10 protein-coding genes are annotated in these 11,927 nt (G+C 68.4%); 5 read left to right on the forward strand and 5 right to left on the reverse strand.

Going from position 1 to position 11,927, the window contains the following annotated elements; genetic code table 11:
• The first annotated feature begins 108 nt into the window (after positions 1 to 108).
• A complete protein-coding gene (gene msrA, locus HPA02_RS02965; RefSeq protein ID WP_146801592.1) occupies positions 109 to 714 on the forward strand; it encodes a peptide-methionine (S)-S-oxide reductase MsrA in 606 nt (201 codons plus the stop codon).
• Here the strand turns inward: msrA and HPA02_RS02970 are convergent.
• Entirely contained in the window at positions 636 to 1,898 is a 1,263-nt protein-coding gene (locus tag HPA02_RS02970) for an MFS transporter (protein WP_146801593.1), read from the reverse strand. The genes msrA and HPA02_RS02970 overlap by 79 nt on opposite strands.
• A gap of 87 nt (positions 1,899 to 1,985) precedes the next feature.
• Between HPA02_RS02970 and HPA02_RS02975 the strand changes: the two genes are divergently transcribed.
• The gene (locus tag HPA02_RS02975) at positions 1,986 to 2,876 is read left to right on the forward strand and encodes a LysR family transcriptional regulator (RefSeq protein WP_146801594.1); all 891 of its coding nucleotides are present in this window, start codon (positions 1,986 to 1,988) and stop codon (positions 2,874 to 2,876) included.
• A gap of 78 nt (positions 2,877 to 2,954) precedes the next feature.
• On the opposite strand, the gene HPA02_RS02980 is transcribed toward HPA02_RS02975, so the two are convergent.
• Positions 2,955 to 3,590, reverse strand: a complete 636-nt coding sequence (locus HPA02_RS02980; RefSeq protein ID WP_371832415.1) for a C40 family peptidase — start codon at positions 3,588 to 3,590, stop codon at positions 2,955 to 2,957.
• Between the two features lie 87 nt (positions 3,591 to 3,677).
• Positions 3,678 to 6,137, reverse strand: a complete 2,460-nt coding sequence (locus tag HPA02_RS02985; RefSeq protein WP_146801595.1) for a DUF1266 domain-containing protein — start codon at positions 6,135 to 6,137, stop codon at positions 3,678 to 3,680.
• Positions 6,138 to 6,343: 206 nt separating this feature from the next.
• Here HPA02_RS02985 and HPA02_RS02990 point away from each other — a divergent pair, with 206 nt between their 5' ends.
• Positions 6,344 to 7,789 carry an NAD-dependent succinate-semialdehyde dehydrogenase gene (locus HPA02_RS02990; protein WP_146801596.1) on the forward strand — a complete coding sequence of 482 codons (1,446 nt, stop codon included), beginning with the start codon at positions 6,344 to 6,346 and terminating at the stop codon, positions 7,787 to 7,789.
• 34 nt (positions 7,790 to 7,823) lie between these two features.
• On the forward strand, positions 7,824 to 9,122 hold the full coding sequence (gene gabT, locus HPA02_RS02995) for a 4-aminobutyrate--2-oxoglutarate transaminase (protein WP_146801597.1): 1,299 nt from the start codon (positions 7,824 to 7,826) through the stop codon (positions 9,120 to 9,122).
• 78 nt (positions 9,123 to 9,200) lie between these two features.
• Here gabT and HPA02_RS03000 read toward each other — a convergent pair whose 3' ends face one another.
• Both HPA02_RS03000 and HPA02_RS03005 read right to left on the reverse strand, forming a co-directional pair.
• Complete coding sequence (locus HPA02_RS03000) at positions 9,201 to 9,440, reverse strand: GlsB/YeaQ/YmgE family stress response membrane protein (RefSeq protein WP_146801598.1); 240 nt, start codon at positions 9,438 to 9,440, stop codon at positions 9,201 to 9,203.
• A gap of 54 nt (positions 9,441 to 9,494) precedes the next feature.
• Positions 9,495 to 10,043 (reverse strand): DUF924 family protein, encoded by a 549-nt coding sequence (locus HPA02_RS03005; protein ID WP_146801599.1) that lies wholly within the window; start codon positions 10,041 to 10,043, stop codon positions 9,495 to 9,497.
• A gap of 221 nt (positions 10,044 to 10,264) precedes the next feature.
• Between HPA02_RS03005 and HPA02_RS03010 the strand changes: the two genes are divergently transcribed.
• Complete coding sequence (locus HPA02_RS03010; RefSeq protein ID WP_146801600.1) at positions 10,265 to 11,860, forward strand: solute:sodium symporter family transporter; 1,596 nt, start codon at positions 10,265 to 10,267, stop codon at positions 11,858 to 11,860.
• Positions 11,861 to 11,927 lie beyond the last annotated feature (67 nt).

Consider the following 11,927-nt stretch of genomic DNA (forward strand, 5'->3'; position numbering starts at 1 on the left):
ACTTGTGCCTTGAGTCACCCGGCGGCGGCCTTTCCTTACACCCCCTGGCGGGGAACCCTGGGCGGCACGACGGGTCTCCTAGACACCCCCCAGCGACAAGGATTCCCCATGCGCCCCCTTTCTCTGCTCCTGTCGACTCCCCTGCTGCTGCTCGGCGCCATTGCCCAGGCCCAGGAACCGGCCCGCGCGGTCTTCGCCGGGGGCTGCTTCTGGTGCGTCGAGGAGGCCTATGACAAGGTCGACGGCGTGCTCGCGACGACGTCCGGCTTCAGCGGCGGCCAGGTGGAGGCCCCCAGCTACCAGCGGGTGGTGGCCGGCGGTACCGGCCATGCCGAAGTGGTGGAGGTAACCTACGACCCCGACCTGGTCGACTACCAGGACCTGTTGCATGTGTTCTGGCGCAATATCGACCCCTTCGCGGTGGATCGCCAGTTCTGCGATGCCGGCGACTCCTACCGCAGCGCCCTCTTCCCGATGAATGCCGAGCAGCGCGAGCTGGCCGAAGCCAGCCTGGCCGCCGTGGAGGAGCGTTTCGGTCGCGAAGTAGCCACCGAGATCAGCGACTTCGAGGCCTTCTATCCCGCCGAGGCCTATCACCAGGATTACTACCAGAAGAATCCGCTACGCTACCGCTTCTACAAGTCCGCCTGTGGTCGCGATGATCGCCTGGCGGAGGTCTGGGGCAACGAGGCCGGCGGCCTGCCGCTGCCCTGACGCGGCCGGTCGCTGTCTCGGCGCCCCAGGGCGAGGGCGATGCCCAGGGGCACCAGCAGCAGGGCCAGCGAGGCCGCCACCACCCCGGGCCACTGCCAGAGCCGCCAGAAGGGTTCCAGATACAGGGTGCCGAGGCTGGCCCCCAGGTAGTAGCAGACCAGGTAGAGCGCCGAGGCGCTGCCCCGCGCGCCACGGGCGTGCAGCCCCACCCAGGCCGAGGCGGTGGCATGGGCCAGGAAGAAGCCGAAGGCATTGAGGGTCAGGGCGGCGAGAATCCCCGTCAGGGAGCCACCCAGGGTCCCCAGGCTGCCCAGCATCAGCAGGCCAATACCCGTTGCCATCACCCGGGGCTGGGCGAAGCGCCGCGTGATCCGCCCCGATAGCGCGGCCCCCAGGGTCCCGCCCAGATAGGTCAGGAACAACATCCCCAGCCAGCGCGACGAGAGGCCGTGGGGCGCCTCGCTCAGGCGAAACGTCAGGTAGCTGTACTGGTTGATAAAGACCAGGAAGCTGAGCCCGCCGATCAGATAGGCCCCCACCAGCGGCGGGTGGCGTAGCTGGGCGGCCAGCCCGGCGGCGATGGTCCGCGGCGACAGGGGGGCGGGCCGGAAGTGCCGCGCCCGGGGCAGCAGCCACCAGAACAGCGCCACCGCGACCAGGCTGAGCCCGCCGATCAGCAGGAAGGCGGCCTCCAGGCCCCACCACTCCCCCGCGGCGCCGCCCAGCAGGCGCCCGCCGATGCCACCCAGGGTATTGGCCCCGATATAGAGCCCCACCGCCGCACTCAGCGCCCGGGGCTCGAACTCGTCACCCATCCAGGCAATGGCCACCGCCGGTAGCCCTCCCAACATCAAGCCCTGGAGCACCCGCAGCAGCAACAGCCCCTCGAAGCCGGGCACCAGGGCGAGGCCCAGGCTGGCCAGGGCACTGAACAGCAGGGTCAGGCGCATGATGGCTCCGCGTCCCAGGGCGTCGGAGAGGGGCCCGAAGAGCAGCAGGGCCAGGGCCACCGCCAGGGTCGCCGCGGACATCACCAGGCCCGCGGCCAGGGTCGAGACGCCATGCCACTCACGCAACGCCGGCAGCAGCGGCTGGGGCGCATAGAGGTTGACGAAGACGATGATGGATCCCAGGCAGAGGGCCAGGGTGGCGCGCCACCAGGCGCGGCTGTGCAATGCAATCATGATGGGCTCCGACTTGGCAGCCTAGGATCGCCGCCCCACAATGATAAGTGAAACCGTTTATCTAGATCGCATCCATCGGAATAGCTTATGACCCTACCCTTCGACCTGCGCGGCCTGGAGGTCTTCCTGGCGGTCGCCGAGTCGGGTGGCTTCAGTGCCGCCGGGCGCCGCCTGCATATGGCCCAGTCGGCGGTCAGCCAGCGCATCGCCACCCTGGAGCGGCGCCTGGGCCTGACGCTCCTGCACCGCCACGAGCGGCGCGTCAGCCTGACTCCCGAGGGCGAGGTGCTGTGCCGCCAGGCCCGGGAGCTGCTGGCCCAGGCTCAGGGAACCGCGCTGGCCATGCGCGAGCTGCACGACCTGGTCAGGGGCGAGCTGCGCCTGGGGCTGCCTTCCATGCTCGGCTCCTACTACCTGCCACCGCTGCTGATGGGTTTCAAGGCGCGCTACCCCGGCATTCGCATGACGGTGGTGGAGGGCGGCACCCGCAGCCTGCAGCGGCGTATCCAGGAGGGCGAGCTGGACCTGGGGGTGGTAATGGACGACGCGCGTGGCGATACCGCCCTGACGCGCCGGTCCCTGCTGCGGGAGGAGATGGTGGTCTGCGTGGCGCGCGATCACCCCTTCGCCCACTGCGAGGCCATCGCCCCGGCGGCCTTCTTCGGCGAGCCCCTGGTGCTCTTCCAGGCCGGCTACTTTCATCGCGAGTTCGTGGAAGGACTGGCTCGACGGCACCGCTGCGAGCCGAAGGTCGATTTCGAATCGAACCTGATCCCGCTGACCAAGGCGATCGTCCGTCAGGGCTTCGGCATCACCACCTTCCTGCGTCGGGTGGTGGACGACCCGGCCCTGGTGGCGGTGCCCTTCTCGCCACCGGCCTGGCTCGACCTGGCCCTGGCCTGGAAGGCCGGCACCCGCCTCTCACGCGCCGAGCAGGCCTTCGTCGACTATGCCCTGGCCCATCGACAGCAGTTATAGCGATCTAGGCGCCGAGCAGGCCTTCGTCGACTACACCCTGGCCCATCGGCAGCAGTTATAGCGGGAAGCCATGCAGGCTTAGGAATCGAACCAGGTGGTGCGCTGGGCCAGCTGGGTAGGCTCCATGGGGCGCCGGGCCTGCCAGTAATGGCGTCGCCAGTAGACATTGTCCAGTTCGGAGAGGATCACCCCCTGGGAGGTGGAGGCGTGGAGGAAGAAGCCTTCCCCCACGTAGATGCCGACGTGGTGGTAGGCGCCGGGGGGACGGAAGAAGACCAGGTCGCCCACCAGCAGCTCGTCCCGGGCCACCGGGGTACCCTCCTGGACCTGCGCCCGGGTGGTGCGCGGCAGCTCGATGCGGAAGTTCTCCGCGAAGACCCGCTGGACCAGCGCCGAGCAGTCGATGCCCCGGAAGGACTCCCCGCCCAGACGGTAGGGGGTGCCCACCCAACGCTCGTGGGCATCCAGCAGCGCCTGACGCACCCGGGCCAGGGCCGGGTTGGAGAAGTCCAGGGAGGCGCCATCCTCGCGGGGCGACATCAAGGCGCCCTCGGCTAGGGAGGGCAGAGGGCGCTCGAAGTAGGCGACATCGTCGGGGGGGATGGCCTCCCGGGGGGCCGAGGCACAGCCGGCGAGTGTCACCAGCAGCAGGCCCACCCCGGCGATACGCCGGGCATCCCGGCGTATCGCGCCCCTTTCGTTCCTTGAAATCACGCCTCGAACTCCCTTCTTGCGGCTCTTGCCCTGTCAAAAATCCTTCACGACTATAGTCGATTCTTCGAATGCCTGGGAAGCCTCGGCTCAATGCAGGGTACGCGCATCCCCGGGCAGGGTATCGATATGCATGGGCGCCCAGTGGCGGGGCCGTCCCCCGGGAAAGTCGAGGCTCGCCCAGCTACCGGCCAACGGCGGGGCCCCGCTGAGCCAGGCCACCAGGGCCTCGCGGAAGCTGGTCAGGTACTGCTCCCGTTCCTCGGTCTCGCCCATGAAGAAGGCGAAACCGGCATAGAGGCCACGCGCATAGCTCTCCCAGCCCGAGTAGTGGGCCTGGGCCAGGGTCAGGGCGCGGTCGAGCACCGCGGCGAAGGCCTCGGCCTCCAGCCATCCCAGCTGACGCCCGGCGATGGCCAGGTCCACCGCCTGGGCGACATCCCAGGCGGTCATGTCCACCTCGTTGCAGCCGGCGTCGTTGTCGCGCACCCGTTGCAGGCGCAGTAGGTGGTTGCGCTCCTCCTCGCCGCAATCCCCGGACTCGAGGATGGCGATTTCCGCCTCCAGGCGCTGGGGATTCAGGGTGTAGGGCGCATAGTTGATCTGGTACTCCTGGCGATCTCCGGAGGCGAGCAGGAAGTCGAGGAAGTCGCGCAGCCCCTCGGCCCCCTGCAGGCCGTAGTGACCATCGATCCACTCGCGGATCGCCGCCACCTCCCGGGGGCTCTCCGGCAAGGGATCGCTCCAGGCCCCGGCATTCAAGGGCCCCACCAGTCCCAGGGCGGTAAAGCGGGTCAGGTCGGGGCGCGGTCCCGGCTCCTGCCAGGCCGACGCCTGCCAGTCCAGGTAGTGGAAGGGACTGCCGGGATCCTCCAGGTGCCAACGGATCTCGTGGCGCATGGGCGGCTGTCCCTCCTCCGGCAGCGCCTGCTCCCATTGGGCCCAGGCCTCCAACAGGCGCCGCGGCGTGGGATAGAAGCGACACAGCACGCTGCGCAGCGCCTCCGCCAACTCGGCCAGCCCCGCGGCCGCGAAGTCGCCGCTGTCCATGGCCATCTGCAGATAGAAGGCGTACTTCTCGGCCATATGGATAGTCGCGGCGTGGCGACTGCAGCCCTTGAGGCGCTCGCGCAGCGTCACCGCCTCCGCCGCCGGGCGGCCGAAGGGCGTCTCCAGGGCCGGCAGCGCCCGGTGCTGGGCGTCCGCCGCCAACTGGTTGAGGTGGTGCGCCTGGGCGGGCAGCCAGTAGCGGGCCAGGCCCGCCACGCCATCTTCCGGGTAGAGCCCCAGGCTCTCGCGCAGGTAGTGGCGGGCATCCTCCCGGCGACTCTCGTCCAGGGCGAGATCGAGCCCCTGACGGAACATCAGGTCGGGCTCGCGCACCGCCGCCAGGCTCAGCACCCAGTGGCGCGGGTCGCGGCGCCAGGCGCGCAGCGCCGCCGCGGCGGCCCGCTGCTGGTCGTCGCTGACCAGCTGGTGCATATCGAAGCGCCAGGGACTGCCCGGCGAATGCAACAGTAGGCCCCAGTCCCGCTCCAGTTCGTCCATGCCGTCGCGCCCCTCGTAGAGGCTGCGCCCGCGCTGGTAGGCGCTGACCAGGGCCAGCCAGTCGCTGTAGCGATGGTGGAGGAGATCGGCGGCATGCACGGCGAAGCCCTCGGCCTCCTCGGCGCTGAGCCACTCCAGGCTCCAGCCCACATAGGCCAGGTCGATCAAGCGCATCCAGTCCCAGGCCGCCCACTCCAGGGGTTCGCCGCGGGTCAGGAAGCCCAGCAACACCTGGCCATAGGGGCGCCCCTCGCCGAGGCCATCGAGCCACTGGCGACGCGCCTCGGGGGCCTGGTCGAGCAGCTTGCCGGCATCCAGGTCCCAGCCATAGCGATCGCCCTGGGCGCTCAGCCACAGCATCAGACGCAGCAGGTCGTCACGGTTCTCGACCTTCCACACCTCGCGCAGCCAGGCCTGGGCCTCGGGCCAGTCGATCCCCGCCACTGGCGGCAGGGCCACCACCGGCGAGAAGGCGGCCCGCAGCCGCCATACCGCCTCCCCGGGGGCATCCGGCCACAGCGAGGTCGAGGGCGCGCGACGCCCCAGGGCCTCGGCGAGGCGCTCCCAGGTGATGCCCTCGCCCTGGTGCTCCAGCAGCGCCAGGGCCTCGCAGGCCTCGAACAGGCCGTCGTCGCCGCGCACCCAGCCCTCGGCGCTTCGCGCATGCATCACCGCCTGCAGCCAGTCGTCGAGGCGGCCGTGGTGGGCGCTGATGCTCTCCGCCAGGCAGCGCACCCAGGCCCGGGCCCGGGCCTCGGGCAGCCAGCCGGCGGCGCTGGCCAGCGCCAGCAGCTCCAGGGCGGCCAGCTGCTCGGCGGCATTCTCCGCCCCGGGCACCAGGGCGGCCACCAGGCGCCAGCCCAGCTCGCCACGATCGGCACAGCCCAGTTCGACGAGACGCGTCGCCGCCATGTCGGCATCCACGACGGTGGGATCGGGCTCGAAGGCCCAACCGCATAACACCAGCTGCTGGGCCCACCAGGCGTTCAGGGGATCAACCAAGGCTCACCTCGACACTCATATGCAATCGCAATCGGCGCCTAGTGTAGCGGAAAGCGGCGGCGGCGCCGATGGCTGTCGAGCCTGCTCGGTAGCAATCCTTGCCCACCGTCGCCGGCCTGGAAATATTCCCGTGGGAAGGGCTTGGCGAGACGTTTTAAATAATGCACACTGCGTTAAATATGATGACAACACCCCCTGGAGGAGCCATGTCCGTCCTGCCCGACTTCCTGATTCCCAAGGCCTATATCGGTGGCCAGTGGCGCGACGCCGAGCGGCGTTTCGCCGTGACCAACCCCGCCACCGGCGAGCTGCTCGCCGAGGTGCCGGACCTGGGCGCCGACGAGGCCCGCGAGGCGGTGGCCGCCGCCGAAGCCAGCTGGGCCGACTGGCGCCAGCGTCCGGTCAAGGAGCGTGCCGCCCTGCTGCGCGCCTGGTACGAGGCCATCATGGCCAACCAGGAGGCCCTGGCTCAGCTGATGACCCAGGAGCAGGGCAAGCCGCTGGCCGAGTCCCGCGGCGAGGTGGCCTATGGCGCCTCCTTCGTGGAGTTCTACGCCGAGGAAGCCAAGCGCATGGCCGGCGAGACCCTGCCCAGCCATGGCGTCGACAAGCGCATCCTGGTGCTGCGCGAGCCGATCGGCGTGGTGGCCGCCATCACCCCCTGGAACTTCCCGCTGGCGATGATCACCCGCAAGTGCGCCCCGGCGCTGGCCGCCGGCTGCCCGGTGGTGATCAAGCCCGCCGAGGCCACCCCGCTGACCGCCCTGGCCCTGGTGCGCCTGGGCGAGCAGGTCGGCCTGCCCGCCGGCGTGCTCAACGTGGTCACCGGCGAGAAGCCGGCCGCCATCGGCGAGGTGCTGACCACCGACCCGCGGGTGCGCAAGGTCTCCTTCACCGGCTCCACCCCGGTGGGCAAGATGCTGCTGGCCCAGTGCGCCGGCACCGTCAAGAAGGCCGCCATGGAGCTGGGCGGCAACGCGCCCTTTATCGTCTTCGACGACGCCGATCTGGACGCCGCCGTGGAGGGCGCCGTGGCCTCCAAGTACCGCAACTCCGGTCAGACCTGCGTGTGCACCAACCGCCTGCTGGTGCAGTCCGGCGTCTACGAGGCCTTCCTCGAGAAGCTGGCGGCCCGGGTCGCTCAGCTCAAGGTCGGCAACGGCCTGGAGGACGGCGTCTCCCAGGGCCCGCTGATCAACCAGGCCGCCGTCGAGAAGGTGCAAAGCCATGTGCGCGATGCCCTCGACAAGGGCGGTCGCCTGATCTGCGGCGGCGAGCCCCACGAGCTGGGCGGCACCTTCTTCCAGCCCACCGTGGTCGCCGACGTGACCACCGAGATGAAGGTCGCCACCGAGGAGACCTTCGGCCCCCTGGCGCCGGTGTTCCGCTTCGACAGCGACGAGGAAGCCATCGCCATGGCCAACGCCACCGAATTCGGCCTGGCCGCCTACTTCTATGCCCGCGACTATCGTCGCATCTGGCATGTGATGGAGGGGCTGGAGTACGGCATGGTGGCGGTCAACGAGGGCATCCTCTCCACCGAGCTGGCGCCCTTCGGCGGCGTCAAGGAATCGGGCCTGGGTCGCGAAGGCTCGCGGCACGGTCTCGAGGACTTTACTGAACTAAAGTATGTGTGTATCGGCGGCCTGTAAGCGCACGCCCCATCGACCCAAAGGAGGCTTTCTCATGAATAACGCTCAACTCAACGAGCTCAAGCAGCGCTACGTGGCCAAGGGTGCCGCCAGCCCCTCTCCTCAGTTCGTCGAGCGTGCCGAAAACGCCGAGCTGTGGGATGTCGAAGGCAAGCGCTACATCGACTTCGCCGGCGGCATCGGCGTGCTCAACCTGGGCCACCGTCACCCCAGGGTGGTCGAGGCGGTCAAGGCCCAGCTCGACAAGCTGATGCACACCTGCCAGACCGTGATCTCCTACGCCCCCTACGTGCAGCTGGCCGAGAAGCTCTGCCAACTGACCCCGGTCAAGGGCGAGGCCAAGACCATGATGGTCAACACCGGCGCCGAGGCGCTGGAGAACGCCGTCAAGATCGCCCGCGCCGCCACCGGCCGCAGCGGCGTGATCTGCTTCGACGGCAGCTTCCACGGTCGTACCTTCATGACCCTGGCCATGACCGGCAAGGTGCTGCCCTACAAGAACGACTTCGGCCCCATGCCGGGCGACGTCTTCCGCGCCCCCTTCCCGGTGCCCTACCACGGCATCAGCGAAGAGGACTCCCTCAAGGCCCTGAAGACCCTCTTCAAGACCGATATCGCGCCGCATCGCACCGCCGCCATCGTCATCGAGCCGGTGCAGGGCGAAGGGGGCTTCTATGCCGCCTCCCCTGCCTTCCTCAAGGCCCTGCGTGAACTGTGCGACGAGCACGGCATCCTGCTGATCGCCGACGAGGTGCAGTCCGGCTTCGGTCGTACCGGCAAGCTGTTCGCCCTGGAGCACAGCGGCATCGAGGCCGACATCATGACCATGGCCAAGTCCATGGCCGACGGCATGCCGCTCTCCGCGGTGGTGGGCACCGCCGAGGTGATGGACGCCTCCGGCCCCAACTCCCTGGGCGGCACCTACAGCGGTAACCCCCTGGCCTGCGCCGCGGCCCTGGCGGTGATCGAGGCCATCGAGGCCGAGAATATCCTCGAGAAGAGCGCCGCCCTGGGCAACAAGCTGGCCCAGCGCTTCGCCAAGTGGCAGGGCGACTTCGAGGCCGTGGACAACTGCCGTAACCTCGGCTCCATGGCCGCCTTCGAGCTGGTCACCGACAAGGCCTCGCGCACCCCGGCCCCGGAACTGGCCGCCAAGCTGTGCCAGAAGGCCAAGGAGAAGGGCCTGATCCTGCTCTCCTGCGGCTTCTGGAGCAACTCCATCCGCTTCCTGATGCCGGTCACCATCGAGGACGCCGTCCTCGAAGAGGGCCTGGACATCGTCGAGCAAGCCCTCGAGGAAGTGGTCGGCAGCAAGGCCTCCGCCACCGCCTGAGCGATGACGGTAGCACGCTGAAAACAAACCGCCCGGCCAACTGGCCGGGCGGTTTGTTATGCGCCGAGAGAGATGGTGCTACTTCTTGAGCATATTGATGCCCCAGAGCAGCACCACGGCACCGATGACCGCGGTCACCAGGGAGCCGATCACACTGCCGGCCTCCAGGCCCAGCAGGCCGAACAGGAAGCCGCCGATCACCGCCCCCAGGATGCCCACCCCGATATTGCCGAACAGCCCGAAGCCGCCGCCACGCATCACGTGTCCGGCGATCCAGCCCGCCAGTCCTCCGATAATCAACCAGCCGATCAAGCCCATGGGCGACTCCTTGTCTCTCGCTGTGGGAAGGGTACTCGGGCAGTCTACCCGAGTTCAGAAAGAGGAGCCCGGTTCCTCGAGGAAGGCCAGCTCCTGCGGCGTGGATTCCCGCCCCAGGATGGCATTGCGGTGCGGGTAACGCCCGAAGCGCACGATGATCTCCCGATGGCGATGCTCGAAACGCAGGTTCTCCTCCAGCCCCGGCTGATCGAAGAGCCGCACGGCCTGGTCATGGATCGCCAGCGACTCGCTATGCATATAGGGCATATAGAGAAAGGCCCGCCAGGGCGCCGACAGATGGCGATCCGCGCCCTGGGCCACCGCCTCCTGGGCCAGCACCAGCGCCAGGGGATCCTGGGCGAAGGCCCCCGGGGCGTCCCGGTGAATATTGCGCGAGAATTGATCCAGCACCAGGATCTCCGCCAGGCGTCCCTCGGCGGTCTCTCGCCACGTCCAGAATTCGCCGCGACCGGCCGCCGCCAGGGTGGCGCCGAAGGCCTCGGCGATGCGCCGATCCAGGGCCGCGTCCTTGGCGAACCACTGGCGTGGCGTCAGGGTCTCGAACCAGAAACTCAGTACTGTCTGTGGCGATTCCGGCGCCATCGTCTGCTCCTTCGCTCGGGGCCCCGCGGGGCGATGGTCTCCAGCATAGGCGATACCGGCCCCGCTTTATTTCAACGATGTAACAAAACCAATAATTCACCAATAAAATCTCGACCTTCGTCTAATGAGGCGCGACAGGTCTGGCCGTAGAATCCGAGCCACTTAGTAAAATTACATAAACCACGCCCTCCGGGGGGCAGTTCAACGGCAAGGATCTTCCTATGCACGCCCTGACCCTAGTCTCCTTCCTGTTCTTCACCGGCCTGGTGGCCCTGATCACCTGGTGGCTGACCCGCCGCGACGACCACGAGAGCACCCGCGGCTACTTCCTGGCCGGCCGCAGCCTGACCTTCCCGCTGATCGCCGGCTCGTTGCTGATGACCAACCTCTCCACCGAGCAGATGGTGGGCCTCAACGGGGCCGCCTTCGCCGATGGCCTGAGCGTCATGGCCTGGGAGGTGATCGCGGTGATCGCCCTGGTGGCCCTGGCGCTATTCTTCCTGCCGCGCTTCTTGAGAAGCGGTATCGCCACCCTGCCCCAGCTGCTGGAGATCCGCTTCGACCGGGGTACCCAACTGATCTGCAACATCATCTTCCTGATCGCCTATGCGGTGATCCTGCTGCCGATCATCCTCTACTCCGGCGCCATGGGCCTGCAGGGCATGCTCGACCTGCCCGGCCTCACCGGCATCGAGTCCCCCACCGCCCTGCTGTGGCTGACGGTATGGGTCGTCGGCCTGATCGGCGCCGTCTACGCCCTGTTCGGCGGCCTGCGCACCGTGGCGGTCTCCGACACCCTCAACGGCGTGGGCCTGCTAATCGGCGGCTTCGTGATCGTCTACTTCGGCCTCCAGGCGGTCAGCGGCGGCGACGGCGTGTTGGCAGGCTGGGAACTGCTCAAGGCCAGCGACCCGCAGAAGCTCGACTCCATCGGCGGCCCGGAGCAGCAGGTGCCCTTCGCCACCGTCTTCACCGGCGTGCTGCTGCTGCACCTCTTCTACTGGACCACCAACCAGCAGATCATCCAGCGCACCTTCGCCGCCAAGAACCTGGCCGAGGGCCAGAAGGGCGTGCTGCTCACCGGCGCCTTCAAGCTGCTCGGCCCCCTCTACCTGGTGCTGCCGGGCATCATCGCCTACCACCTCTACGCCGATCAGGGCGTGCGCGCCGACGAGGCCTATGGCCAGTTGGTGTTCAATGTCCTGCCCCCCTACCTCACCGGCTTTTTCGCCGCGGTGATGGTGGGTGCCATCCTCTCTTCCTTCAACTCGGCGCTCAACAGCACCACCACCATCTTCAGCCTGGGCATCTACAAGGGCGTGCTCAAGAAGGACGCCAGCGAGGAGCAGGTGGTGGCGTCGGGCAAGATTTTCGGCTGGATCATGGCCATCGTCACCATGATCATCGCCCCGCTGCTGGCCGGCCAGGAGAGCCTGTTCGGCTACCTGCAGAAGATGAACGCCATCTACTTCATTCCCATCCTGGCGGTGGTGATCGTCGGCCTGCTCACCAAGCGGGTGCCGCCGATGGCCGCCAAGGTGGCCCTGGTGGGCGGCTGCCTGCTGATCGCCGCCGGCTACTTCGTGCCGCCCTTCGACAAGCTGCCGATGATCATGCACGAGTTCCACTTCGTGGCGGCGGTCTTCGTGCTGCTGGTGGCGGTGATGCTGCTGATCGGCAAGCTGCGGCCGCGGCCCACCCCCTGGGTCCACGAGGACAGCGGCGAGGTGGACCTGACTCCCTGGAAGGGCGCCGTGCCCGTGGGGATCGTCCTGGTGCTGCTGGTGATCCTTATCTACGCCGCCTTTGCCGGCTAGGCCAAGGCCCGGCATCGCCCCGCCACCGACTGGCCCCGCCCCGTGCGGGGCCAGGTCGTTTCCGACC

Source organism: Bisbaumannia pacifica, from assembly GCF_007989625.1.
Lineage (GTDB): Bacteria > Pseudomonadota > Gammaproteobacteria > Pseudomonadales > Halomonadaceae > Bisbaumannia > Bisbaumannia pacifica.

Coding starts and splice junctions, on each gene's coding strand:
- msrA (WP_146801592.1), top strand. CDS start 109: ATGCGCCCCCTTTCTCTGCTCCTGTCGACTCCCCTGCTGCTGCTCGGC.
- HPA02_RS02970 (WP_146801593.1), bottom strand. CDS start 1,898: ATGATTGCATTGCACAGCCGCGCCTGGTGGCGCGCCACCCTGGCCCTC.
- HPA02_RS02975 (WP_146801594.1), top strand. CDS start 1,986: ATGACCCTACCCTTCGACCTGCGCGGCCTGGAGGTCTTCCTGGCGGTC.
- HPA02_RS02990 (WP_146801596.1), top strand. CDS start 6,344: ATGTCCGTCCTGCCCGACTTCCTGATTCCCAAGGCCTATATCGGTGGC.
- gabT (WP_146801597.1), top strand. CDS start 7,824: ATGAATAACGCTCAACTCAACGAGCTCAAGCAGCGCTACGTGGCCAAG.
- HPA02_RS03000 (WP_146801598.1), bottom strand. CDS start 9,440: ATGGGCTTGATCGGCTGGTTGATTATCGGAGGACTGGCGGGCTGGATC.
- HPA02_RS03005 (WP_146801599.1), bottom strand. CDS start 10,043: ATGGCGCCGGAATCGCCACAGACAGTACTGAGTTTCTGGTTCGAGACC.
- HPA02_RS03010 (WP_146801600.1), top strand. CDS start 10,265: ATGCACGCCCTGACCCTAGTCTCCTTCCTGTTCTTCACCGGCCTGGTG.